24 protein-coding genes are annotated in these 24,561 nt (G+C 69.2%); 14 read left to right on the top strand and 10 right to left on the bottom strand.

Annotated elements, in window-relative coordinates:
* Positions 1–7 precede the first annotated feature (7 nt).
* The 4 genes from QHF85_RS30695 to QHF85_RS30710 all read right to left on the bottom strand — a co-directional run bounded on the left by QHF85_RS30695 (position 8) and on the right by QHF85_RS30710 (position 1,568).
* The gene (locus tag QHF85_RS30695) at positions 8–343 is read right to left on the bottom strand and encodes a DUF5713 family protein (RefSeq protein WP_281330918.1); all 336 of its coding nucleotides are present in this window, start codon (positions 341–343) and stop codon (positions 8–10) included.
* A 75-nt stretch (positions 344–418) separates the two neighbouring features.
* Positions 419–910, bottom strand: coding sequence for a hypothetical protein (locus QHF85_RS30700; RefSeq protein ID WP_281330919.1), 492 nt, complete (start codon positions 908–910; stop codon positions 419–421).
* Between the two features lie 38 nt (positions 911–948).
* Positions 949–1,356: an HNH endonuclease signature motif containing protein gene (locus QHF85_RS30705; protein WP_281330920.1), complete on the bottom strand. Its 408-nt coding sequence runs from the start codon at positions 1,354–1,356 to the stop codon at positions 949–951.
* Positions 1,353–1,568, bottom strand: a complete 216-nt coding sequence (locus tag QHF85_RS30710; protein ID WP_281330921.1) for a hypothetical protein — start codon at positions 1,566–1,568, stop codon at positions 1,353–1,355. The genes QHF85_RS30705 and QHF85_RS30710 overlap by 4 nt, the downstream gene beginning before the upstream one ends.
* Positions 1,569–1,768: 200 nt before the next feature.
* On the opposite strand from QHF85_RS30710, the gene QHF85_RS30715 reads away from it, so the two are divergent.
* Together QHF85_RS30715 and QHF85_RS30720 are read left to right on the top strand one after the other, a co-directional pair.
* Positions 1,769–2,503, top strand: a complete 735-nt coding sequence (locus QHF85_RS30715; protein ID WP_281330922.1) for a hypothetical protein — start codon at positions 1,769–1,771, stop codon at positions 2,501–2,503.
* A 47-nt stretch (positions 2,504–2,550) separates the two neighbouring features.
* Complete coding sequence (locus tag QHF85_RS30720) at positions 2,551–3,102, top strand: hypothetical protein (RefSeq protein ID WP_281330923.1); 552 nt, start codon at positions 2,551–2,553, stop codon at positions 3,100–3,102.
* Position 3,103: 1 nt separating this feature from the next.
* On the opposite strand, the gene QHF85_RS30725 is transcribed toward QHF85_RS30720, so the two are convergent.
* Positions 3,104–3,583, bottom strand: a complete 480-nt coding sequence (locus QHF85_RS30725) for a hypothetical protein (protein WP_281330924.1) — start codon at positions 3,581–3,583, stop codon at positions 3,104–3,106.
* 190 nt (positions 3,584–3,773) lie between these two features.
* Between QHF85_RS30725 and QHF85_RS30730 the strand changes: the two genes are divergently transcribed.
* Positions 3,774–4,328, top strand: coding sequence for a GNAT family N-acetyltransferase (locus QHF85_RS30730; RefSeq protein ID WP_281330925.1), 555 nt, complete (start codon positions 3,774–3,776; stop codon positions 4,326–4,328).
* A gap of 3 nt (positions 4,329–4,331) precedes the next feature.
* Here QHF85_RS30730 and QHF85_RS30735 read toward each other — a convergent pair whose 3' ends face one another.
* Genes QHF85_RS30735 through QHF85_RS30745 form a run of 3 tightly spaced genes read right to left on the bottom strand, consistent with a single transcriptional unit; the run spans position 4,332 to position 7,543 of the window.
* Positions 4,332–5,207 (bottom strand): RNA methyltransferase, encoded by an 876-nt coding sequence (locus QHF85_RS30735; RefSeq protein WP_281330926.1) that lies wholly within the window; start codon positions 5,205–5,207, stop codon positions 4,332–4,334.
* Positions 5,208–5,230: 23 nt separating this feature from the next.
* A complete protein-coding gene (locus QHF85_RS30740) occupies positions 5,231–6,433 on the bottom strand; it encodes a VWA domain-containing protein (protein ID WP_281330927.1) in 1,203 nt (400 codons plus the stop codon).
* Positions 6,434–6,493: 60 nt separating this feature from the next.
* Positions 6,494–7,543 (bottom strand): hypothetical protein, encoded by a 1,050-nt coding sequence (locus tag QHF85_RS30745; RefSeq protein ID WP_281330928.1) that lies wholly within the window; start codon positions 7,541–7,543, stop codon positions 6,494–6,496.
* A 55-nt stretch (positions 7,544–7,598) separates the two neighbouring features.
* Between QHF85_RS30745 and QHF85_RS30750 the strand changes: the two genes are divergently transcribed.
* The 6 genes from QHF85_RS30750 to QHF85_RS30775 all read left to right on the top strand — a co-directional run bounded on the left by QHF85_RS30750 (position 7,599) and on the right by QHF85_RS30775 (position 11,588).
* Positions 7,599–8,042 carry a hypothetical protein gene (locus QHF85_RS30750; protein ID WP_281330929.1) on the top strand — a complete coding sequence of 148 codons (444 nt, stop codon included), beginning with the start codon at positions 7,599–7,601 and terminating at the stop codon, positions 8,040–8,042.
* A gap of 171 nt (positions 8,043–8,213) precedes the next feature.
* Positions 8,214–8,660 carry a hypothetical protein gene (locus QHF85_RS30755; RefSeq protein ID WP_281330930.1) on the top strand — a complete coding sequence of 149 codons (447 nt, stop codon included), beginning with the start codon at positions 8,214–8,216 and terminating at the stop codon, positions 8,658–8,660.
* Positions 8,661–8,760: 100 nt separating this feature from the next.
* Positions 8,761–9,786, top strand: a complete 1,026-nt coding sequence (locus QHF85_RS30760; protein WP_281330931.1) for a TQO small subunit DoxD — start codon at positions 8,761–8,763, stop codon at positions 9,784–9,786.
* A gap of 4 nt (positions 9,787–9,790) precedes the next feature.
* Positions 9,791–10,324, top strand: coding sequence for an RNA polymerase sigma factor (locus QHF85_RS30765; protein WP_281330932.1), 534 nt, complete (start codon positions 9,791–9,793; stop codon positions 10,322–10,324).
* Positions 10,311–11,042, top strand: coding sequence for a zf-HC2 domain-containing protein (locus QHF85_RS30770; RefSeq protein WP_281330933.1), 732 nt, complete (start codon positions 10,311–10,313; stop codon positions 11,040–11,042). Before QHF85_RS30765 ends, QHF85_RS30770 begins: the two co-directional genes overlap by 14 nt.
* 195 nt (positions 11,043–11,237) lie before the next feature.
* On the top strand, positions 11,238–11,588 hold the full coding sequence (locus tag QHF85_RS30775; protein WP_281330934.1) for a thioredoxin family protein: 351 nt from the start codon (positions 11,238–11,240) through the stop codon (positions 11,586–11,588).
* Positions 11,589–11,597: 9 nt separating this feature from the next.
* On the opposite strand, the gene QHF85_RS30780 is transcribed toward QHF85_RS30775, so the two are convergent.
* Positions 11,598–12,962 (bottom strand): sigma-54 dependent transcriptional regulator, encoded by a 1,365-nt coding sequence (locus tag QHF85_RS30780; protein WP_281330935.1) that lies wholly within the window; start codon positions 12,960–12,962, stop codon positions 11,598–11,600.
* The gene (locus QHF85_RS30785) at positions 12,955–14,406 is read right to left on the bottom strand and encodes an ATP-binding protein (protein WP_281330957.1); all 1,452 of its coding nucleotides are present in this window, start codon (positions 14,404–14,406) and stop codon (positions 12,955–12,957) included. The genes QHF85_RS30780 and QHF85_RS30785 overlap by 8 nt, the downstream gene beginning before the upstream one ends.
* A gap of 356 nt (positions 14,407–14,762) precedes the next feature.
* Between QHF85_RS30785 and QHF85_RS30790 the strand changes: the two genes are divergently transcribed.
* The 5 genes from QHF85_RS30790 (at position 14,763) to QHF85_RS30810 (ending at position 24,152) form a co-directional block, all read left to right on the top strand.
* Positions 14,763–16,145: a TolC family protein gene (locus QHF85_RS30790; RefSeq protein WP_281330936.1), complete on the top strand. Its 1,383-nt coding sequence runs from the start codon at positions 14,763–14,765 to the stop codon at positions 16,143–16,145.
* Entirely contained in the window at positions 16,145–17,317 is a 1,173-nt protein-coding gene (locus tag QHF85_RS30795; RefSeq protein ID WP_281330937.1) for an efflux RND transporter periplasmic adaptor subunit, read from the top strand. Before QHF85_RS30790 ends, QHF85_RS30795 begins: the two co-directional genes overlap by 1 nt.
* Complete coding sequence (locus QHF85_RS30800; protein WP_281330938.1) at positions 17,314–20,421, top strand: efflux RND transporter permease subunit; 3,108 nt, start codon at positions 17,314–17,316, stop codon at positions 20,419–20,421. The genes QHF85_RS30795 and QHF85_RS30800 overlap by 4 nt, the downstream gene beginning before the upstream one ends.
* 23 nt (positions 20,422–20,444) lie before the next feature.
* Positions 20,445–22,673, top strand: coding sequence for a trehalose-6-phosphate synthase (locus QHF85_RS30805; protein WP_281330939.1), 2,229 nt, complete (start codon positions 20,445–20,447; stop codon positions 22,671–22,673).
* A gap of 144 nt (positions 22,674–22,817) precedes the next feature.
* A complete protein-coding gene (locus QHF85_RS30810) occupies positions 22,818–24,152 on the top strand; it encodes a chloride channel protein (protein WP_281330940.1) in 1,335 nt (444 codons plus the stop codon).
* Positions 24,153–24,561 lie beyond the last annotated feature (409 nt).

The raw sequence follows: 24,561 nt of genomic DNA on the forward strand, positions 1-24,561 counted from the left end.
GGTCGCGTCACCAATCCCGCGGCGCGATCGCCTCTTCGATGTCGAATTCGTAGCCGTAGGCGTCGAGGATGAAGCCGATGTCCTCCGCGATGGCCTCGCGCGCGACGGTTTCGATTTCGCTCTCCGCTTCGAAAAACTCCTCCTGGAGATCGTTGAATGCCTCCGTCGTGGCGTGCGTGAGCGCGTAGACCGCTTTCCCCTTGGGCGCCTCCTTTTCGATTCGCTCCGCGAGCGCCGCGAGGAGCCGCTGTCCCTTCTCGACGAGGTGCTTCGGGTAGTAGTCGTCCTCGATCATCGACTCCAGGAATTTTCGCTGTGCGACGGTCTCGTTCTTGATGGTCATTTCGCCCTCGGCAGCATGCCACCCCTCAGCCATATGCACAAGCGCGGGCTCGGACGGCGGACTGGTGTGGTGACCCTACGAGTCCACGTCCTCCAGCAGGCATTCGGCGACCTCCGCAGCCAATGTGGCCGAGCGGAGACGTGCGGGAGAGCGGTCGCTAGCAATTGCAAGAATCATCGCGAGCATCTTACCGGCTTGCATACGCAACAAGCGTCGGAGCTCACCGCGGAGGCCAGTCTCGGGATCGACGCCTTCGAATTCGAACCCGCGCTCGGGACAGAAGGAGCCGAGGAGATCGATGAGCGCGTCGAGCGTCGTTCGACGCGCAAGCTCATTGTCGCTTTCCAGGATGCGGGCGAGGAAGGGGAGCGTCGGCAGGACGACCGGGTAGTACGTACCGCAGTGATTGTTTCCGACGGCATACAGAAAGTCGTCGTAGGCGCGGCGCGCCTCCTCCTCGGATACGCACGAGGCGAGGGCGCGAAGCGCGGATGGGACGTGGTCGGGCTCGTTCCATTCGGGCTGCGGGAAAGACGCCCAGGGGACATCGTCGACATCGTCCAGCATGGAGACTTCGTCCTCTTGCCCCCACGAGTCCTATTCGCTCAAGGGTGCCATCCACGCCGCAAGAGCAATGCGCGCAGCCGGACTCGCCCCTCGTCGTTCATGTCCAGGAGATGCATGGTCGCGCGCCCCTCGGCCGTCACCCCATGCATGGTCCCGTCCGATCCCACCGAAAAGTGCTCGCCCCACGACTGCCGCCTCGGATGATAGAGTGGCACGATGGCGCTGGTCACGGGGTCGATCGACGCGATGTTCGGCCCCTTCTTCAGATTGCAGCGAATGCAGCAGAGGCACAGGTTGTCCACACCATCCGATCCCCGATGCTGTCGCCCGATGATGTGGTCGACCTGATGGGGCAGAATCGACGTACTCTGGGGAAAACGACAATACTCGCACGCGCCCTGGGCGCGCCGCTGGACCAGCTCCCGCGCGTCGCTGGCAAGCTTCACGAGGCAGCGCGCATCGTCCAGAACTCCTCGGCCTGTAGCTTGAGGAGGCTGAGCGTGTCGTTCAGGCGGACGACCTCGGCGTATTCCTGGTACTCTTCAGGCGTGAGGGCACCAGCGGTGCTCTTCTGCGCGAGTTCTTCGACGCGCGGGGCCAGATCCCTGCTGACCGCATCGAGCGCCGCTTCGAGCTGCTCCAAGGTTCGCTTTTCCACGCGTCATTCCCTCGCCGACGTCTGCCGCTAGCATGCCACCCCTCCCCCGCTGGCACAAGCTCGGCCTCGAATCAGAGACCGTTTGCCCAGGGATATCAGCGTCCTGCCGCGGATGCCGCCCATCCTCCTGTCGCGCGCGCCGCGCGCCCTCTCGTCGTCCTCATCGCACCCCCTCCAGATCCTGCTACCGTCCTCCCCCCATGGAACCCCGCACCCTCGGCCCCCTCCGCGTCCACGCCCGTGGCGGCGACGATCACCGCGGCGGCGGCGACGGCCCCGCGATTCTCCTCTGCCACGGCTTCGGCGCGCCCGGCGAGGACCTCGTCAGCCTCTCTCGCGTCATCGACGCCGGCCGCGGCGTTCGCTGGTTCTTCCCCGAGGCCCCCCTCGAAGTCGAGGTCGGCCCCGGCATGCACGGCCGTGCCTGGTGGGACATCGGCATGGATCGGCTGATGACGCTCCTCATGCGCGGCGACATCGACGGCGCCATGAAGCGCCTCGACGAGGTGCCCGACGGACTCGCGCCGGCCCGCGACGCGCTCGCGGAGACCATCGAGGTCCTCGTCAAGGATCACGGCGTGCGGCGCGATCAGCTCCTCGTGGGCGGGTTTTCCCAGGGCGCCATGGTCACGACCGAGCTCGTGACCCACCTCGGTGAGCCCTTCGCCGGCCTCGCCGTGCTCTCGGGCACCCGGCTCGGCGGCGACCGCTGGCAGGCCGGGCTCGATGCGATCGGTGAGCGGCTCGCGGCATTCATCTCGCACGGACGGCGCGATCCGCTCCTGCCTTTTGGGCGCGCCGAGATCCTCCGCGACATGATGACCTCGGCGAAAGCCCGGGTGACGTGGGTGCCGCACGGCGGGGCGCACGAGATCCCCCAGGTCGTCGTGAACGGGCTCGGGACGTTCGCGCAGGCGCGGCTCGGCGGCGCGTAACGCCCGAGCCCTCCCCTTTTCCAGCGCGCGGGCGTACACTCTTCCCCATGCTCCGACGCTTCCACATCGCCGAGCCTTGCAGCGAACGCTGGGAGTCGATGGCGGGGTCGGAATCGCGGCGGCATTGCGGTTCGTGCGACAAGCAGGTCGTCGCGCTCGCCGAGCTCACACCGGAAGAGGCCGATCGCCTGATCGCCTCAGCTCGGCCGCATTCGCTCTGCGTGCGGGTGGAGCACGACGAGGAGGGAAACGTCCTCTTCCGCGATCGCGAGCCGAATCCCCCGCCTGCCCGGCGTTTGCCCCGCCTGCGCCTCGCCGTGGGGGCCTCGCTCCTCGTCGCCGCCTGCGGCAAGGGCGAGCCCGCCCCGACCGCGACGAACGAGGCCGCGATGCCCGAGGTCGCCGAGGCGCAGGCGTCGCCCACGCCGCTCCCGTCGCCCGAGCCCGAGGCGCGGCCGAACACACCCCCCGAGGCGCCGGCCGGCCTGAAGCCGCACGAGCACAAGCACGACAAGGCCTCGGTCCCGGGCAAACCGAACACGCGGGTCACCACGGGCTGCGCCTGCGCGATGGACGATCCGCTCTGTAGCTGCCTCTGACCTACGACGGTTCGCGCGTGGGCGCGGCGTCCGCGGGCCAGAGCCTGCGAAAGCCGAGGCCGACGATCGTGCCGTCGCCGCGCTCCACGAGCGCGCCGAAGCGGCATTTCTCCACGAGCGTGCCCTCGTCCACGCGGCCCTCGTCGAGGTAACGGACCCGCTGGCCCTCGGTCAGCGTGGCGAAGACCCGCGCGTCGGCGGCGATCGCCAGGAGATCCCGTGGGAGCGCCGCGTCGAGCGGGGCCGCCACGGCGCGACGGGTCCGACGCACCACATTCTCGTCGACCCACACGTCGAGCTCGTCTCCCCGGACGAACAGGACCACGCCCGTCAGCCGAACGCCGCCCGGCGTCGTGAACGTGACCGCGTCGCCTGCCCCCGGCTCGGTCGAAGCGCGCCCGCCGAGGCGCTTGCGCATGGCGTCGACCGTCGGCAGCGGCGACTTGGGCGTCAGGACGGGGAGGCCGAATTTCCGGACCATCGAACCCACCATAGCCCGGCCCGCCCTCCGCCGCGATCCCCGTCGTGCCCCACGGGCGGCGTGAGCTGACCTACGGTTTTCCCACGGAGCACGATTTATTTTTCGTGGTCTCACTTTTTTTTCGGACGATCGGGTCGTTCGACACATGGAGCTGATTGAGGGACCTCTGTGTCCGGTCCCGTAAAACCCCATGCTCGATACGTACGTCCTCCCCGTCTCCCCCGACGAACCCACGACGGTGGCCGAGAGCCTCGCGCTGCTGGAGCACGAGCTCGACGAGGTGCCGGACGCGGTTTTTCCCGGTCTGTCAGGACAGCCACCGGAGGACGACCCCTGGGCGGTGATCGACATCCTGGCGGACCACATGCGCGCCGGGCGCCTCAAAGGTTTTGCCGGGTACGTCGGGGGTTTTCCCGCGGCACTCTGCCTTTTCGGCGCGCTCGCGGCGTTCGGTCCGGGCGCCGCCGCGACGCCGGGGCCCGTGCCCACGGTGGCCTGCCTGCTCGTCGCCCCCCGCTACCGGCGGCTCGGGTTCGGGCGGGTGCTGCTCGCCGAAGCCGAGAAGGCGCTGACAGCCGAAGGAGTGACGTTCGTGGACGCCTACCCGCCGAAGACGCGTCCCGGAAAGGAGACGGGGCCGCTCGGTACGTTCCTGCAGGCGGGGTTTGTCCGGCTGGGGGAAGCGGGAGATCGGTTCCTGGTGAGGAAGACGCTGGGGACGACGCGGGCGCGGAAGGTCGGGTGAGGTTCAGCGCCGCCGCGGCGGACGGCCCCGCTGCGGGCCCGCAGGCGGACGCGCGGGCGCCGGGGACACGGGCGCCCGGGGCGCGGGCGCCGCGGGGGACGGGTTTTTCCCGAGCAGGTTCTCCCGGACAACCTCCGCGAGGAGCACGCTCGCCGCGATGGACACGTTCAGCGACCCGACCGTCCCGGCCCCCGGAATCGCCACGAGCGCGTCGCATTGCGCCTTCGCGCGCTCGGACAGACCCTCGCGCTCGTGGCCCAGCACCAGGACCACCGGGCGCTTGAAGGTGAAGCCAAACGCGTTCGCCGCGGCGTCGCTCTCGCCGCCCACGATCGTGATGCCTCGGGCGCGAAGGCGCGCGAGCGTGTCGGGCAGGTCCGTCGTGCGGGCAAAGGCGAGCTCCTCGGCGCCGCCCTCGGCCACGCGGACGGCGTCGGGCGCGAGGCCCGGGTGCGGGGCGGGCGCGCCGAGGAGCGCCGCGTCGAGGCCGAAGAACGCCGCGCTCCGCACGATCGCGCCGATGTTGTAGGGGTTGCGCACGCGCTCGAGCGCGATGGCCGCCCCGCGCGTCCGGACCAGCATGTCCGCGAGCTCGTTCGTCCCGAGCCACGCCCGCGGCCGCGTGTGGAGGCAGAGCCCCTCGTGGTTTTTCGTGTGCGCCATCCGCTCGAGCTCGTCGTCGCGCAGCTCGTGGCAGGGGAGCCGGCGCGCCGCGGCCGTGCGGAGGAGGGTCTCGAGGTCGCGGCGCGCCTCGCGGCCGTAGGAGACGGCGAGGATGTCGTCCGGGCGGCGTGCGAAGACGGAGAGGCCAGCGCGCAGGCCGTAGACGATCTCGGGGGGCGGGGCGCCGGGTGCTCGCGGGTCGGGCTTCTGCTTCATGAACGGGGTCGGGACCTTCCAGATCAGTTCGGCGTGGGCTCCTGGCACCCGAGGACGATATCGAGGTCCATGACCACGCCGTTCTTCAAGCTATCGCACGCCGGGCCGTAGAAGACGACCTGGTTCTTGCCGGGATCGTAGTCCCAGCCGTCCGTCTTCGTGTCGTCGCGCGGGACCTCGGTCGTGTTGTCGAAAAAGACGTAGATCTCGCTCGCGTTCGGCGGGACGGAGTCGAGCGTGTATGCGCAGGAGAGCGTCTTCTTGGCGATCGTCGTGAGCGCCGCGTCGAGGCTCGCCTGGTCGGAGGCGTCGTAATACTGATTCGCCCCCGCGGCCGGCACGCCGCCGGCGACCGCGAACTTGTTCATCTGCGCCGGATCGATGCCCGCCCCGAAGCCGATCACGAACGTCGGGATGCCGCGCTGCGCGAAGAGGTTCTTGATCTCCATTTCGGTCGTCGCGTCGGAGCCGCACGTCTCCTTGCCGTCCGTGATGAGCACGGCATAGCTGTCGCGCTCGGTGTCGTTGAACGCGGGCTCGGTCGTCGATTGCGTCACGGCTGTCTGGATGTTCGTGACGCAGGGCCCGTCGGGGAAATACTTGTCCGCCTTCACGAGCGCCGCCGTGAGCAGCTCTTGAATGGCCGCCTCGTTGCCGGGGCCGACGGGGATGGGGATCGCGTCCTGCTGGCAGTTCGGCGTCACGAGGTCGGGAAAGAGCGTCAGGCCGAAGCGGATCTTGCCGGTGTAATCGGTCGTCATCTTGTTGATGGCGGCGACGGCGATGTCCCACTTCGTCACGTCGCCGACGAGCGCCGTCATCGAGCACGATCGATCGAGGACGAGCAGCATGTTCGGCGGGATGGTCTCGACCTTCGCCTCCTGCGCGCCGCATGCGCCGCCGGGCACGCACGCCTTCGTTTCGTCGTCGCACTTCATGCCCGGCGAGCAGTCGCCGTCGGCGGCGCACGTGCCGGGATCGATACACGTACCCGCGGTGCTGCACGTCTGCGGCAGGGCGCAGTCCGGATTGCAGCCGAACGTGCCCGCGCCCGCGCCGGCCGAGCCCCCGCCCCCGCCGCCCGTCCCGCCCGCGCCCGACGTGGCGGAGGCCGCGCCGCCCCCGGACGACGCGCTGGATCCAGCGTCTCCACACGCGGAGGCGATCACGAGGCCCATCACGCCCACGAGGGCAGCCCAAGTCGAGGAGGAAGATCGGTGCAGCATGGATCGAGATTACCCGATCCACTGGCGCGACGATAGATGGCAGCAGCCGCGAATCCGCGCTCAGGGCGCGCGCAGCGTCACGCGCACGAATCGCGGGAAATAGAGCGACGTGTCGGCGAGGAGCGTGGGGAAATCGAGGCTGTTCGAGGCATACGTGGCCACGAGATCGGCGCCTTCGAGCTCCGGGTGGCCCTTGCCGGCGTAGACGATGGTGTCCTCGCGGTCGGATTCGGGCGGGTGGTAGAAGGCCTCGAGGTCGGAAAAGGGGCCGCGGAGATCGTCTGCCGTGCGGAGCGCGAGATCGGAGGCGCCGAAGCCCTCGGTCTGCACCTCGATCCACAGGTCGCGCGCGTGGTCATGGTGCACCGTCAGCTCGGTTTGCCCGTCCTCGAAGGCGAGGCCGAGCGGCTCGGGCTTCGTGAAATCGATGGCGCCCGACGCCGGCAGCGGAAAGCGCGTCAGGTGGATGTCGTGCCCCCCGGACTCCCGCGAGCCGAATGCGTAGAGGTGCCCGTCCTCTGCGAGCACGCTCGCCGAGCCAACAATGACGCCCTCGTCGCTCGAGGGCATTTCGAGCTCCTTCATCACCCAGGCGGGCGGGGCGTCGTCGGGGTTCTCCACGACGAAGACGTCGGAATCGAAGACCTCGAAGCCGAGGCCTCCGCTCGCGGCGCGGACGGCCATCATGAACAAATAAAGTTTGTCGCCGACCCGCTCGCCGTCGCCGGGCCAGTACCAGATGTCGTCTTTTTCGGGGAAAAAGGAGGCGGGCTCCGCCTCGGGTCCGTTCCAGAAAAACGCGATCGAGGCCTCGCTCGGGTCGTATCCATTCTGAAGGGCGATGCTGTTCCGTACGAGGCGCGATTCGCGGCGGACGCGCGCGTCGCTCGTGGCGATGAAGCTGTCGCCAAAGAGCCAAAGCACGCGGCCGCCGCCGAGGTCGACGGCGTAGGCGTCGTCGCCGCCGAGCCAGCGGGGATCGGCGTGGAACAGGGCGTCGGCCTCGGGCCAGGCGGTCGCGGTCGCCTCGACCGCAGGTGATTCGCCGCAGCCGGCGAAAAGCGCGCCGAGGAGGAAGATTGCGCTGCGATGGTTCCGCCCGCCGCCCATACCGTACATTTACCAGCGTTGTAGGGGCCTTGCATAGGTGGTAGCGTGGCGTACCGTGGATCCCCTCGATCGTTCGATACAAACGTGGGACGTCGGCGCGAACTCGATCCGGCTGGAGCGGCCGGACCTCGTGCACGTCGTCTTCCGCGGGCCGAACAAGCTGCAGGACGTCCTCGCGATCCAGCGGATCCTGTTCGTCGTCGGCGACCGCTTCGGGTCCTTCGATTTGCTCCTCGGGCTCGGCGAGCTCGAAGCGCTCGGCGCGGGCGCGCGCGAGGCGTGGGCGCGCGTGGATCGGACCTATCCTTTCCGGAATGGCTTCGCTTATGGCGCGAGCTTCGCGATCCGCACGCTCGTGCACACGACCCACCGGGCGGGTCGACTCATTTCGCCCGCATTTTTCCGGTGGAACCTCAGCTTCTTCCCGACCGAGGCCGCCGCGCGCGCTCATATCGATGCGCAACGCATCCGGGCGGAGGGCCTCCCCTCGCCCGTGTGAGGTCTCCGATGTCGCGCCTTCCAATTTCGATTTTCGCATCGAGTTTGCCGCGACGGAAGCAGGAGGCGCGCGCCCGTATCACCGCGCTCGGCGGCCCGGGAGGCGCTCGCGCCCGCCTGGGCGTTCGCGCGGTTGTGCGCGCGCGGTGTCGCTGGTAGCATCCGCAGCCGAGTGGATCCTCTTGATACCCCCACGCCGACCTGGGAGGTGAATCGCAACGAAGTCCGGTGGGAGCCGCCGGATCTCGTCCGCGTCACCCTCCGCGGGGTCACGACGAAGGCCGACTCCCTTCGAATGAAGGCGATTTACGACGAGATCAGCGAGCGAGGCGGCCCCTTCTACGCCCTCGTCGATGGAACGCAGCTCGAATCGCTGGAGCCGACCGCGCGGACGAGCTGGACGAAGCAGGAGGACAAGCCCTACCCCATCCGACACGCCGTCGCCTTCGGCGCGAGCTTCGCGATGCGCACGCTCGTCATGACCCTCTACCGCGCAGCCCGGATCCTCGCGCCGTCACGATTCCCATTCCCCGTGGAGTTCGTCGCCACCGAGCCGGAAGCCCGCGCCCGTATCGACGAGCTGCGCCGGGCAGCGCGAACCAGCGTTCCGCCCAGGTGAGGCCCGCCTTCGGGCGCAGGACCCCCCGGGAACTTTGTGGGTCGCTCGTCGTGTCCTCCGGAGCGGCATGCAAGAAGCTCCTTCCTCTGCCGGGTCCTCCATGCAGGACTCGACCCTCGCGCTCCTCTCGCTCCGCCTCGTGACCGGGTGGCTCTTCTTCTCCGCGCTTTGGCGGCGCCTCGTGCTCGAACCGGAAAAGATGGTGCCCGATGCGGCGGGGTACGTCGGGGAGAAGTTCAACCACTTCCTGCCGCACGCGATCGGCGTGCGTGGGCTCCTCGATTGGCTGGTGCGGCACCCCGAAGTGCTACACCCCTTCCTCGTGATCTTCACCGTGCTCGAAGGGGCGGCGGGGCTGGGGCTGATGCTCGGGCTCCTCACGCGCGCCGCGGCCGCGGGCGTCGTGATGTTGTCGGGAGGCATCCTGCTCGGCGCTGGGTGGATCGGGTCGACGTGCCTCGACGAGTGGCAAATCGGTGTGCTGGGGATCGCGGGTGGAATTTCCGTCATGCTCGGGGGCGCCGGACGTTTTGGGCTCGATGCCGCCCTCGCCTCGCGTTTTCCACGGCTTCGTGAGAGCCGCGCCTTCGCGCTCCTCGCCTCGGGCCCGCTGCCGCTTCGCGCGGGGATCGTCCGCCGCGGCGGGATCGCCCTCGCGGGAGCGACGGTCGCGCTCACGCTCGCGACCAACCAGATTTTCTTCGGCGGCGTCTGGGGCAAGCTGCACAATCACTCGGTGCGGCCGCACGTGACGATTTCGGCCGCGGAGCTCGATCGAGCGGGCGCGCTCCGGCTGAAGCTCGCCCGCGACGGAGGGCCGGACACGTATGGCGCGTTCATCGTGGATATTGCGCTCCTCGACGAAGCTGGAACACCGGTTCATGGCTGGGACGCGCGGGCCTTGGCTTCGCTGCCGGCGAGCGCGATCACGAACCATTATCTCGTGAAGGTTCGCCCCGGCCCCCATGGGCTCGTTCTACCGCTCGGGAGCGTCGCGGACGTCGTTTTGCCGATCCCGTCGGAGGTGCCATCGCCGGGGCCTCACCGCGTGCGGGTTTCGGACGTGAGCGGCGCCGCGTGGGAAGCTGGGCTCGAAATCGCACCGCGGCTGGCCACGAGGGAGTGAGAGCGTGCCGGGTTTGTCCTTCGTCGAACGTCTCGTCGCCGAGCTGCCGGCGCTCTTCCGGATGGCAAGGAAGATGACCCGCTCGGAGACGGACGCCGAGGATCTCGTGCAATCGACCGTGGTGCGAGCGATGGAGAAGCGAGACGATCTGCGGAACGAGGAGCGAATGCGCGCCTGGCTCTTTCAGGTGCAACGCACGGTGCTCTTGAATGGTGTTCGCGGGGCGGCGCGGCGCTTCGAGGTGATCCAGGGAGGCACGGGCGCAGAGCCGCCGGAGCCGAGCGAGGATCTCGAGGAGGAGATCCTGCGCCGCTCGTTCGACGACCGGGTGACGCACGCCCTCGATGCAATGCCGCCTGAATGGAAGGAAGCGCTGCTCTTGCGCGAGGTGGAGGAGCTCTCGTACGAGGAAATCGCGTCGGTGCAAGGCTCTCCCGTGGGCACGGTGCGCTCACGCCTCGCGCGGGCGCGGGCAGCGTTGTTCGAGGGGCTCTCCGAGGCAAACCAAGAGAGTGCGGTGCATCATGGCAAGATGTGACGAATTCGACAATGTCTCGGCATGGCACGACGGGGAGGTGAACCCCGTGGAGGCAACGCGAATCGAGGCGCACCTGGCGTCGTGTGCCTTTTGCCGCGGGGCGGCTGATTTCCTCGCGCAGACGCGGCAATCGTTGCGACGCTCGGCCCGAGCCGACGTGCCCGCGCGCGCCGTGCAAACAGCGAAATCGCTCCACGAGCCCGCGCGTCCTCGGCGTCGGCTCGCGCTCGCCACGTTGCTCGCGGCCGCGTCGCTCGGCGTGGGGGCGGCGCTCTTGCTTTCGCGCGGCGGCATCGCGCAGGCGATGGCAGACGAGCTCGTGAGCCACCACCTGCGGGGATTCGCGAGAGAAAAACCGTGCGAGCTCGATTCGTCCGATCCCGCGGTCATCGCTCGGTGGCTTTCGCAGAGGCTCGGGTATGCGGTGACGGTGCCCTCCATGCCCGGGGCGAAATTGCTCGGGGCGCGCCTTTGCCAGCTCGAGGGCGATCGGACGGCAGCGCTCATGTACATGCAGGACGACAAACCGGTCACCGTCTTCGTGCCGAGGCCGGGATCGAGCGCCGCGGTGGCGGCCGAATCGCTCTCGCGAGGCGAGGTTCGCTGCGCGCGTGCGCCGCTCGGGAATCGAATTTGCGCGAAGACCGCGCAGCAACCCATGCTGGCTGTCGCCGAGACGAGCGAAACCACGCTCGCCGCGGCGCTCGAAGCGCCGTGAACGCCGCTTGTTTCTTGAAGGAAAGGTGAGGAGATGTTTCCGAGGTCATCGAACCGGGGTCGAGTCGCGGCGGCTGCAATCACATCGCTCGCCGCGTTGACGGTCGCGCTTGGAGTTTTCCTGCATCGGTCGGATGCGAATCGAGAGGCGGCTCCGGCTGCCCCTTGCGCAACGGGCTCCGCGACGGCATGCGCCATGCCGATCGGCGCTGGCCGGCATGGCAGCGGTGGCCTCCCGACCGGCGGACAGCCGAGGCTCCTTGAATTCACGAGCGGTTCTTGCGCTGCTTGCGCGCGGATGGCGCCCATCGTGAACCAGGTCGAGCAGCGGTGCCTCGCCGAGGCAGACGGATCGCTCGTGCACGTGAACATCGACGAGCCCGAGGGCGAGGCGCTCGCGGAGCGTTACGAAGTCCGAGCATTACCGACATTCGTCGGGATTGACGCGCAGGGCGCGGAGGTCTTGCGGATGGTCGGGGTCCAGACGCGGGAGAAGCTCGCTTCGGCGCTCGGCGAGGTCCGCGGACGCGCGTGTCCGCCGATCTGATGGCCCGTGTCACTCCGGATCGTCCGCCAGGTATTTCGCGAGCGTTTTCACGTCGATCGCCAACCGTTCGGCCGTGCGCGATTTGTTGCCGCCGAGCTCGGCGAGGGCCCAGCGGGCATAACGATGTTGCATTTCGCGCATGGGCAGCACGGGGCCGGCAAAACGCGGGCCCTGCGCGTCCTCCGTGGTGGCGTGCGGCAGCGCCGCGTCGGCGAACTGCGCATCGGCCGAGCGACCGAGGAGCACGAGGCGCTCGACCGCATGCGCGAGCTCACGCACGTTGCCCGGCCAGGGATACGCCAGCATCGCGAGCAGGCATTCCCGTGAGAGACGTTCGACCCGGGAGGTCGGATGCCGCGCGCGTGCCTTGGTGAGGAGCTCGGCGGCGAGCTCGGGCAGATCCTCGCGACGCTCGCGCAGCGGCGGCACGTTCACGGGGACGACATCGAGCCGGTAGAGCAGATCCTCGCGGAAGAGGCCCTCGGCGACGCGGCGTCGCAGATCGCGGTGTGTGGCCGTGACGATCCGCACGTCGATCGGCGTCTCCTTCGTCGAGCCGACGGGACGAACGACGCGCCGTTCGAGCACGTCGAGCAATTTTGCCTGGAGGGCGGGCGCCATCTCGCCGATCTCGTCGAGGAACATGGTCCCTCCCTCGGCCTCCGCGAAGAGGCCACTGCGGCGCGTGGTCGCGCCGGTGAACGCGCCCTTCGCGTGGCCGAAGAGCTCGCTTTCCAGGAGTGGCTCGGGCAGCGCGGCGCAGTTCACCGTGACGAACGGGCCCTTGGCGCGACCGCTCTCGGCGTGCAGGTAGCGGGCGAGCAGGCCTTTCCCGGCGCCCGTGGGCCCCATGAGCAGCACGGGCACGTCGCTCGGCGCCACGCGGGCGAGCACGTCGAGCGCCGCGCGCATGGCGGGGCTCTTGGCCACGATCCCCGCCTTCGCGGCCTCGTCGCGGAGCGATTTGCGGAGGGTGCGGGCCTCGCGTCGCACGCGGGACTCGTCGAGGGCGCGGCCCAGGAACACGACGAGTTCGTCGAGCTTGAAAGGTTTCGTGAGATAATGGTAAGCGCCTCGCCGGATCGACTCGATGGCGGTCTCCATGGCGCCGTAGGCCGTCATCACGAGGACCGGCAGATCCGGCACGGCGCGACGCGCCGCCGTCAGGAGCTCGATGCCGTCCATGCCAGGCATACGAAGGTCCGTGACGAGCGCGTCGACCGGCTCCGCCTCGATTCGCGCGAGCGCCTGCTTCCCATTGGCCACGGCGAAGGCCGAAAAACCGTGCTCTCCGAGGCCGTCAGCGAGCATCTCCGCCATTTCGAGTTTGTCGTCCACGATGACGATGTGCGGGGCGTGGGATCGATCAGGCATCGGAGCTCTCCTCGCCTTGGGCAGGTACGTGGATGCGAGCGCGGGTGCCGCCGCCCTCGTGGGGTTCGAGCACGAGCGAGCCGCGGTGGATGTTCACGATCTCGTGGACGATCGCGAGGCCGAGGCCCGAGCCCTCGGGTTTCGTCGTGAAAAACGGCTCGGTCGCGCGGGCGATGTCCTCGGGCCGGATGCCGGCCCCGCGGTCCTCGACGATGAAATCGACGCCCGCGTCCGCGCGGCGGACCGAGAGCGCCACCTGCGTCCCCGGACCACTCGCCTCGCAGGCATTGAGCAGGAGGTTCACGACCGCGTGCTCGAGCAGACGGAGGTCGCCTGCGAGCGTCGGTACTTCCTCGTCGACGAGGGACACGAGCGCGACCCGCGCAGCGACGAACCGGTGCTCGACGAGGCGGAGCGCCCCGCGCGCGACGTCGCCCGGATCGACGGGACGCAGCGACGGGGAGCCGCCGCGGGCGAGATCCAGAAAACCTCGCACCACCTGCGTGATGCGATCGGCCTGCTCGCTGATGGTGCGCGCTGCGCGTGCCGCTCTCGGATCCTCGCCGACGCGGGTCGCGAGTTGCTCGGCGCGGCCGACGATGACCCCGAGCGGCGTCGAGATCTCGTGCGCGATCCCCATCGCGAGCGTGCCCGTGGTGGCCGCGCGGCTCGCTCTCGAAAGCCGCTCGTCGCTCTCGCGGACCAGCGCAGCCAGCGCGAGCTGCTTTTCGAGCTCGAGCTCGCGACGTTGTCGCCGCAGCGCGGTCGCGCCAAACGCGACGATGAGCGCGCAGGGCACGAGCACGCCGATGAGCAAGCGGCCACGAGCGCGATCCCAGCGATCTCGCTCCTGCGACGCGCTCGCCACCACCGCGGTCGTCCATAGGCCGAGTGGCCCGCCGTCGGTGGTGGCCACGGCGGCCACGGCCCGGCGGTTCGGCAGCCCGAGCACGACCGCGTCGTCACGTTCGAGTCGTGTCGTGTCGCGACCTTCGTTCACCGCGAGCGTGAGGGGTTCACTCCCTATCTGCCGTCCATCGGCTGCTTGCCACAGCACCTCGTCGGGCGGCCGGACCAGCACCACGAGCTCCTCCGGACGCTCGATCCGCGTCGAAGGGCCCATGAGCCACGCGACGGGCACCGTCAGCTCGACGGTGCGCCCTTCGGTCGAGGGCACGCGCACCGACATCGTCCGCGGCGGGCGCACGCTCGGTGCGGTCTCCGACGCTCCACGAACCTCGATGCTCGGATAGGCCTTTCGCATCCCCACCGACGGCCCGTGACCGGCCGAGACGTCGTCTGCCACGAGAAGCGCGTCCCGCCGCACCGCGGAGAGCCGCGCCGCGAGCTCGTCCGACAGCAAGACCGCGAGCATCTGCTGCTGCCTCGCCAGCGCCCCGAGCGCCCCTTCGAACTCGCGTTGCTCATCGAGCAGCGCCAGCACGGTGATCAAGAGGACCCCCAACGCGGCTGCCCAGACCAACCAGCCCCGCCGGATCGACCACGCGATCCGCGAAGTGCGAGTCCGAGGGGGGAGGGAGGACGAGGCGAGTTGCATGACGAGGGCGTTCTCTCGCAGGCGATTGCAGGGCGTATGCCACCGCGGATCGAGGCCCTATCGTGCGTCGGGCGGCGCGGATCCGGCAGGGAAATTCTCCCGGCCGCCCGGGAAATTTTCCACCCCCGCGGCGCAACGCGAACGCCAGATCATCGAGGTTTTGGCCTGCGGCGACCGCTGGCATTGTTGGTGCTCCTACGGCCGGCATGCTTCATGGGGATCACGCCGCACACCGGCGGTGGATGGCTTTGCTCTCGCTCGGCCTGCTGCTCGTGCCGTGTCTTTCGTCCGCGCAGGAGGCCACCGAGACCGCGCAATCGGCGGGCGTGCGGGCGCTGTCGCTGCGCGAGGCGATCACGTACGCAGAGAAGAGGAATCCGGATCTGCTCTCGGCACGAGCGCGGGTGCAGGCGGCGCGGGCCGCCGCTTCGGTGCCCCGGGCGCAGTGGTTGCCCTCCGTGGGCGCCACGGCCCAGATCATCGGCTCCACGGTCAACAACTCGACGGCGACCGTCCTGTCGAATCCTCGCGTCGACCTCCCGCGGATCGGCGCGACGAGCGTCGCGGCCGAGCCGGATCTCACGCCCTACGCCTCGACCCTCGTGGCCGTGGGGGTGCGGCAGGAAATCTTCGATTTCGGGCGTATCGCCGCGCAGACCGCAGCGCTCGATGCCCAGGCGGAGCTCGAAAGGCAGCGCGCCGAGGGAGCCAAGCTCGACATCGCCCTGCAGGTGACCGAGGCCTACTGGGCCGTGCGCGCGGCAAAGGCGGTCGCGCAAGCCGCCGATGAAGCCGCGGGCAGAGCCTCGGCGCATCGGGATGCCGCGCGCGCGGGCGTCGACGCAGGCCTTCGGACGCCCGTCGATCTCGCCCGCGCCGAGGCCGAGGTGGCGCGGTTCGAGGTCGCGAAGGTGCGGGCCCGAGGATCCCTCGCCGCCGCGCAGGCGGTCTTCGCGGCCGTCGTGGGCGTGCCGGAAGCGGCGCTCGACGCGGGCAACGAGGCGGGCGAGGACGAGGCGCTCGGCTCGCTGGATGCGCTCCTCGAACGCGCCCGCGAAGGCAGCGCGGAGGTCCAGGAAGCGCAGGCGCGCGTCGACCTCGCGAAGGCCGAGACCCGCGCGGCCGCGGCGCAGATGCGCCCGGACATCTTCCTGACCGCGGCGATCTCGGGGCGCGCGGGCGGCGCGCCGCCGTCGAACGGTACGACCGTGGGCGGGCACGGCTTCGCGCCGCTCGTGCCGAACTGGAACGTGGGCGTCGTGCTCAGCGTGCCGCTCTACGACCCCGTCCTCGCCGCACGGCGCGACGCGCTCCGCGAGGTCGAGGACGTGCGGGAGGCGGAGCTCGAGGCGACCCGCGCCACGCAGGCGGCGACCGTGCGACAGGCCCACCTGGGCCTCGTCGCCGCGCGCCAGGCGCTCGGGGCGCTGGAGCGCGCCGCCGCCGCCGCGCGGGCCAACCACGAGCAGGCCGAGGCGCGCTTCAAGGCGGGCCTCGGCACGATGCTGGAGCTCGTCGACGCCGAAGCGCTGCGCGTGGAGGCCGAGGTCGAGCGCGCGGTGGGCGGGTTCGAGGTGGCCAGGGCGCGGGCCGCGCTTCAGCGGGCCGTGGCGGAGGTGCGTTGATGAAACGGATGGATCGACGGGTGATGATCGCGCTCGGCGCGACGCTCTTCGTGGCGCTCGGCGGAGGCGCGGCGCTGCTCGTCAGGGCCGTGTCCTCGGACGTGACGCCGCTCTCCGCGCAGCCGAAGGGCGCGACCGTGGTGCCCGCGCGCGAGGCGACGTACCGGCCCACGCGGCGCTTCGTGGGCACGCTCGCGCCGTGGCAAGAGGCGAACGTCGGCCCGCAGCTCGTCGCGGCCTACGTCGAGACGGTGCTCGTGCGGCCTGGGGATGTCGTCAAGCGCGGGCAGGTCCTCGCGACGCTCGATTGCCGGAGCGCGTCCACCGGGAGCCAGAGCGTCGCCATGCAGGCCCGCGCGCTCGATCAGCGGCAGCGGGCCATCGCGAGCGAGGCGGCGCGCGTGCAGGGCCTCGTCGGCGAAGGGTTCGTCTCGAAGAACGAGGCCGAGCAAAAGGCTGCACAGAGCGCCGCGGCCGAGGCGCAGCTTCGCGCGCTGCGCGCGGAGCTCGCGGGCAAGGCGCTCGAGGTGAACGATTGCGTGCTCAAGGCGCCGTTCGACGGGGAAATCACCCGCAGGAGCCTCGATCCCGGCACGTTCGTGCGGCCCGGGACGGCGCTCGTGTCGATGGTCGATCGCGCCATCATCCGCGTGACGGCGGACGTCCCGGAGGTCGATTTCCAGGCCGTCACGCCGGGCGCCGAGGTCAAGCTGCGCCTGCTCGCGACGGGGAAGGAGATGACCGCCCGCGTCGCGCGACGCTCTCCAGCGGCCGATCCCGTGACGCGCACGCTGCACGTCGAGATCGACGTGCCCGACGCGGAACGCACGCTCCCCGTGGGGACCACCGCCGAGGTCTTCACCGAGGTCGGCGCGCCCCAGCCTGCCATCGAGATCCCGTTGCGCGCAGCGACGGTGCGTGGCTCGAAGGCGACCGTGGTCGTCGTCGAAGGTGACGTCGCGCGAAAGGCCACGGCGCGTGTCCTCGGCGAAACCGGGAAAAGCCTGTTCCTCGAGCCCTCGATCCTGCCCGGCTCCCTCCTCGTGCTCGAAGGAAGGGCGCAGCTTCGGAATGGCGACGTGGTGCGAGCGAAGGTCGAGGGCGCCGCCGCGCCCGGTCCGTCCCTCGTGCCCGTGTCCACGCCTGCGCCCCCGGGAGGGGCTGTCCGATGACGCGCCTCGCGCTGCGAAACCCGCTCGCGGTGCTCGTGGTGAGCCTCGCGCTGATGGTCTTCTCCGCGGTCGTCACGCCCCGCATGGCCGTCGACACCTTCCCCGAGCTCACGCCGCCCGTGCTCATCGTCGGCACGCTCGCCTCGGGGCTCGGCCCCAAGGACGTCGAAAAGACGATCACGTGGCGGCTCGAAAAGTTCATCGCCGCCACGCCCGGCGTCGACCACATCAAGAGCGAATCCCGAAACAGCCTCAGCATCATCTATGTGTGGCTGAAATGGGGCACCGACCTCAACGCGGCGCAATCGCTCGTGCAGCAGCAGGTCGCCTTCGCGATGTCGTCCGTGCCGAAGACGCTCGGCGTCCTGCCGCCGTTCGTCCTGCAATACGATCCTTCGAACGCGCCGCTCATCCAGATCGCCGTTCACGGCGGAGGGCTGAGTGGACCGCAGCTCTATGATTTCGCGGTCAACACCGTGGAGCCCATCATCGAGGGCATCCCGGGCGTCGCCAGCGCTTCGCCGAACGGCGGTCGAGAGCGCCAGATCAACGTCGTCGTCGACCCCGTGCGCGCCCAGGCGCGTGGCGTGACGTCGAGCGAGATCGCCGCCGCGGTGGACAAGGCGAACGCACTCTTGCCGTCGGGCCGCTTCATGGCCGCGGGCTTCGAGGCGAACGTCTACACGAACGCGGTCGCGCCGCGCGTCTCCGACATCGGCGAGTCCGTGGTGAAGGTCGTGCATGGGCACCCGGTGCTCGTGCGCGACGTGGCCACGGTCGAGGACGGCGGCACGCTGCCCACGCAGTTCGTCTCGGTTGACGGGAAAACCGCCGTGTACCTCAACGTGCTCCGGATCCCCGGCGGCAACACCGTGCAGATCGTGGAATCGATCCGCGAGGCGCTCGCGCACCTCCCCGAGCTCCCGCCCGGGATGGTCGTGCAGCCCATCTTCGATCAATCGACGTTCGTCGAGGGCGCGATGAAGGGGCTCGAGCGCGAGATCGTGCAGGCGCTCTTCCTCATTGCGGGCGTCATCCTGATCTTCCTTCAGAGCGGGCGCTCGGTGCTCATCGCGGCCATCTCCGTGCCGCTCAGCTTCGCGGTCATCCTGCTCGTCCTTTACGCGACCGGCCAATCCCTCAATGCCTTCACGCTGGGCGGGCTGACGCTCGCCATGGGGCCGCTGGTCGACATCTCGGTCGTCGTACTCGAATCGATTCACCGACGGCGGCTCGCCGGCGAGGACGACGCGACGGCGGCGCTCCGGGGGGCGAGCCTGGTCGCCGGGCCCGCGCTCGCCGCGTCGCTCTGCACGATTGCGGTGCTCCTCCCCGTCGTCCTGTTGACCGGCCTTGCGAAAAAGCTCTTCTCGCCGCTCGCGCTCACCGTCGCCGCGGCCATGGTCGCCGGATACTTCGTGAGCATGCTCGTGACACCCGTCGCCTGCCGGTATCTGCTCGGCCACGGCGAACCTGGGAGACTTGCGCGCGCATGCGAACGGGCCGTCGAAACGCTCGCGGGCGCTTATGCGGCGGCGCTCCGTTTGGCGCTCGCGCACCGGGGCGCCGTCGTGCTCGCGACCGTCGCCCTCGTCGGGGCCAGCTCGTACGGCGCTTCGAGGCTCCCGAGCGCGTTTTTCCCGGAGATCGACGAGTCGATGGAGCGCGTCTACGTGCGCCTCGCGCCGGGGACCTCGCTCGAAGAGTCGACGCGTATTTTTCAGGAGATCGGCGCCGCGCTGCGAGAGGAGCTCCCGAAGGACGAGGTCGAGCTCGTGCTGATGAACGTGGGGGCCCCGAGCAAGGCCCGCGCGAAGATGAACAGCCCGAACGCCGGTCCGCACATGGGATTCTTGCGCGTCGCGCTCGTGCCGCCCGAAAAACGCAAGCACTCGCAGCGCGAAATCGCCGACATGATGCGCGCCATCCTCGCGCGGCGGTTCCCCGGCGTGGATTTCTTGCAGGCGCCCGGTGGGCTCGTGGCCAGCGTCTTCTCGAACGGATACATGGCCCCGCTCGTCGTCGAGGTGCGCGGGGACAACCTCGACGAGCTCGACGCCCAAGCGCGCGCCGTCGCCGAGGTCGCGCGGACCGTGCCGGGCGTGCGTGACATCTACACGACCCTGCAGCTCGATTACCCGGAGCTGCGCGTGGCCACGGACAGGCAAGAGGCTGGCCTCGTCGGCGTGACAGCGCGCGCCGCAGCGCAAACGACGCTCGAAGCGACGCTCGGGAACATCAATGCGCCCTCCGTCTGGGTCGACGGCTCGAATGGCCAGTCGTACTACGTGGTCACCGCCTACGATCGCGCGGTCGTGAGCGAAGCCGACCGGCTGCGCGAAATCCCGATCCGCGCGCTCTCCTCGGGCGCCGTCACCCTCGGCAGTTATGGCGCGATCGAGCGATCGGCGGGCCCGATTTCCATCGAACGCAACCACCTCCAGCGCGTCGCGCACGTCCTCATGCAGACCGAGGGGCGAGATCTCGGCAGCGCTGCCGCCGATCTCGAAGCGCGGCTCGAGCAGGATCCTCGCACCCGCGGCGTGCATTTCGCCATGGCCGGACAAGTCGAGCTGATGCGCACGACCTTCGGCGGCCTCGGGATCGCGCTCGGCCTCGCCGTCATGGTCGTCTTCATGATCATGACCATTCAGTTCAAGTCGCTCCGGCTGCCGCTCGTCATGTTGTTCACGATCCCGGCGTGCCTCGTCGGCATCGTCGGGGCGCTCCTCGGCGCGCGCGAGGGCTTTTCCATTCCCGCGCTGATGGGGGTCCTCATGGTCATTGGTATCGCCGTGTCGAACGGCATCCTGCTCGTCGACCACGCGAATCGGTCCTTTCAGTCGGGCAAGGATCTCCTCGAAGCGGCCGTCGAGGCAGGGCGCGCTCGATTCAGCCCCATCGCCATGACGAGCCTCGCCACCATCATCAGCCTCTTGCCGACCGCGCTCGGCCTCGAACACGGGACGGAGTCGAACCGCCCCCTCGCGCTTGCCGTCACCGGCGGCCTCGCTTCCTCCACCTTCCTTTCGCTTTTCCTCGTGCCTTCGATGTTCGTTTTCCTGGCGAAGCGAAGGGCCGAGGACGTGCTTCCCGTCGAATGAATTGTGGCTGAAAAGGGGGATTCATGCCTCGCCTGTTGCGATTCTTGCTGCTCCTTCTGTGCGGGCTCGCCCTGATCACCGCGGTCGGGTACGTCGCGTTGACGCGCACGACGCACCGCTGGTTCGAGACGGATTTGCGCGCTCGTTCTCTGTTCGTCGTGACCGCCACCAAGCAGCTCCTCGCGCGGAACTGGGAGATCGGCCGCGAGGGCCTCGTCGACGCCCTGGAGGACATCACCCGGGACGAGCGCGTCATGGGCGCCGCGGCGTGTTCCCTCGACGGTCAGCGCCTCGCCGTCACGGCCGCGTATCCCCTCGATTTCGGCTGCCGATGGGTCCTCGCGCGCCTCTCGCAAGAGGGCGAAGGCACGGATCCCTGGACGACGACCGAAGAGCTCCCGGGCGGACGGGTGCACCTCAGCGCGATCACGGTCACGACCGAGGGCAAACCCCTCGGACGCGTGCTCCTCGTCCACGATCTCAGTTATCTGGAGCGTCGCGAGGCGACGACGCGGAACCTCCTGCTCGTGGCGTTTTTCGTGCTCTCGCTCGGGGCTGCCACGATCACGATGATCGCGGAGCGCCTGGCCTTCCGCGTGTGGACCTCGGAGCTTCGGCGCGCCTTGTCCGGCGAGGTGACGCGTGATTTCAAGCCGCTCGTCGGGGACGTGCGGGCGCTCGTCGAGCGCCTCGCCAGCGAGCGGGATCGCGAGGCGCGAGGCGGGAACTGGAACCCCGAGCGGCTGCGATCCACGCTCACGACCCACCTCGAAGGCGAGCGGGTCATCATCCTCGCGAACCGCGAGCCGTACATTCACGAAAAGACGCCGGACGGCGTGAAGGTCCTCCATCCCGCGAGCGGCCTCGTGACCGCGCTCGAGCCCGTCATGCGCGCCTGCTCCGGGGTATGGGTCGCGCACGGGAGTGGGAGCGCCGACAAGCAGACCTCGGATGCTCGCGGCCACGTGAAAGTCCCGCCTGGGGAGGAGTCGTACAGCCTACGGCGTGTCTGGCTCAGCGACGCCGAGGAGAATGGGTATTATTACGGCTTCTCGAACGAGGGCCTCTGGCCGCTTTGCCATGTGGCGCACGCGCGGCCCGTCTTCCGCGCCGAGGACTGGGAGCATTACGTCCGCGTGAACCGCAAGTTCGCGGACGCGGTCTGCGAGGAGGTCGACACGGAGGACCCGATCATCCTCGTGCAGGACTACCATTTCGCGCTCGCGCCCCGCATGATCCGCGAGCGCCTCCCGCGCGCGACGATCTTGACCTTCTGGCACATCCCCTGGCCGAGCGCCGAGCGGATCGGCATTTGCCCCTGGCGCGAGGAAATCATCTCGGGGCTGCTCGGGTCGAGCATCGTCGGGTTTCACACCCAGCAACATTGCAACAACTTCATCGACGCGGTGGACACCTTCATGGAGAGCCGCATCGACCGGGAGGCGAACGCGATCGTCCAGGGGGCGCGGCGGAGCCTGGTCCGGCCGTACCCGATCTCCATCGAATGGCCCGTGCACTGGCTCGAATCGCTGCCCTCCGTGGGCGAGTGCCGCGTCTCCGTGCGCAAGGAGCTCGGTTTGCCCGCGGACGCGCTCCTCGGCGTGGGCATCGATCGCCTCGATTACACGAAAGGCATCGAGGAGCGCCTCCAGGCGGTCGACGAGCTCCTCACACGTCATCCCGAGTTCCGTGGGCGTTTTACCTTCGCGCAACTCGCGGCGCCGAGCCGCACCAAGATCGCCCGTTATCGGGAGCTCAACGACCGCGTCGAGGCCCTGGCCGACGAGATCAATGCGCGGTGGGGGAAAGACGACTACCGCCCGATCATCCTCCTGCGCTCGCACCACGAGCCGCCGACGGTCTTCCGGTATTACCGCGCGGCCGAGCTCTGTTACGTGTCGAGCCTCCACGACGGCATGAACCTCGTGGCCAAGGAGTTCGTCGCGGCGCGCGATGACGAGCTCGGCGTGCTCGTGCTGAGCCAGTTCACCGGGGCGGCGCGCGATTTGACCGAGGCGCTCATCGTGAACCCCTACGATCTCGGACAGGCCGGCGACGCGCTGGCCGCGGCGCTGCGCATGCCCGAGGACGAGCAACGCGAGCGAATGTGCTCGATGCGTCGCATGGTGAGCGAGTTCAACGTCTACCGCTGGGCCGGGCGCATGCTCGTCGACGCGGCGGAGCTCCGCCGCCGCGAGCGGGTCTCAGGCCGACTCTCTGCGCCGACGGTGCTGACGCGGGCCATGGGGTAGCGCCGGGCGCACCCTCCCAACGGCGGAGACTTTCCCGGATGGCACGAATTCTTCCGGTTTCGTGAGGCGAAGCGAAAACACACTTCCGCGGACCTCCCCGAATTCGATCATTGGCATCCTTGATGCTTCACGCTCCCGCGCACCGTGGACGGCAAGAGCAGCCTTGAACCCCTGCGCTTTCTCGCGGGCTTGCTCGCCGTCGCCCTGGTGTCGGCGGCCTTCGCGGTCCTCTTCCGGGCCTCCCTCGCATTTGTGCTCGGGTATGCCGTCGGTGAAGGGGATGTGGTCAGCGCGATGCGCGGGATGCCTGCGTGGATGCGGCTCTTGCTGCCACCTGCGGGGGCTCTGCTCGCTGGCGTGCTCGCCGCGCTCGCCGCGCGTGTGCCGAGCGGCCATGGCGTGGGCTCCGTGATGGAGGCCGTCGTCCTCGGGCGTGTCCAGCTCTCCATGCGCGTCACGTTGCTCAAATCGCTCGGCTCTTGGTGCGCCATCGCCACGGGCGGCTCGATCGGGCGCGAGGGGCCGCTGATTCAGTTCGGCGGAGCGGCTGGGAGCTTCGTGAGCGAGCGGCTCGGCCTCTCCCTCGAACGCACGCGAATCCTGATCGCCGCGGGCACCGCCGCTGGCTTCGCGGCGGCCTACAATACGCCCTTTGCGGCCATTCTTTTCGTGCTCGAGGTCGTCACGGGCATCGTGGTGCTCGACACCATCGTTCCAGCGTTCCTCGCGACCGTGCTCGCGACCGCGATCACGCGGGCCCTCCTGGGCGAGGGGCCGATCTACGGCGCGCGGGCCTTCACGGTGCAATCGTCCGTGGAGCTCGTCGCCCATGCCGGTGTCGGCGTGCTGGGTGCGCTGGCCGCGCAGGGTTTCATGCGACTCCTGGCGCTGGGAGAAGCGCTCTTCGCGCGTTCGAAGGTGCCGCTTCCGTGGCGCCCTGCGCTCGGTGGGCTCGTCACGGGCGCCATCGTGGCTGCGCTTCCCGACGTCGCGGGGAATGGGTACGAACCGCTCAATGACGTGCTCGATGCTCGGCTCTCGGCGGGGTTCGTGACCATTCTGTTGATCGCGAAGTGCGTGGCGACGACGAGCTCGGTCTCCTCGGGGAGCCCGGGCGGGGTGTTCACGCCGACGCTGCTCCTCGGCGGGGGCGTAGGCTTTCTTTACGGCAGCGCGCTCGGGTATCTGTTCGGGCCGCAGGTCGGGCCGGTCGGGAGTTATGCGCTCGTCGGGATGGCGGCGACGACCGCGGCCACGACGCACGCGCCCCTCATGGCTGCCGTCATGGCCTTCGAGCTGTCGGGCGACTATGGGGTCGTGCTCCCGCTCATGCTCGCGACCGCGATCGCCACGACCCTTTCGCGCGCGATGCGCAAGGACTCCATCTACACGGCGGAGCTTCGGGGACGCGGGGTCGGCTGGGAGCTCACGCTGGAAGGGCGCCGGATGATCGAATCGCGCTCGCGCGAAATGCCGTGACGCCGGAAAACATCGCGATCCCGTCCTCCAGCGGCCGACGTTTTGCGCCGGGAAGAATTCCCTGCGCCACGGGAAAAATTCCCTGCCCGGCGCTGCCTCGCGGCTGAAATTCAGGCTTTGATCCGCGGTGGCACGCATCCTGCTGATGCCGGCACGCGCTCCGCGCACCTTCTGCGTCGAGCGCCTCGTCATCCATTTCCAAACGTTTCCTCGCCCCTCCAACCAACTGCTTCGAGAGACCTGACCATGAATCCTGGGCTCACGCGTTTCCTTGCAACCATAGCGACATGCGTCATGGCCGTTGCCTGTTCCCCCTCACCCCGATCCGTCCCATGCTCGAACACGTCGGACTGCGAGAGCGCCAATCCAGAGTTCCGATACTGTCTTCAAAACCGTTGTGTCGAATGCG

It is taken from the genome of Polyangium sp. 6x1 (assembly GCF_029946515.1).
In the GTDB taxonomy this organism is placed as follows: Bacteria; Myxococcota_A; Polyangia; order Polyangiales; family Polyangiaceae; genus Polyangium.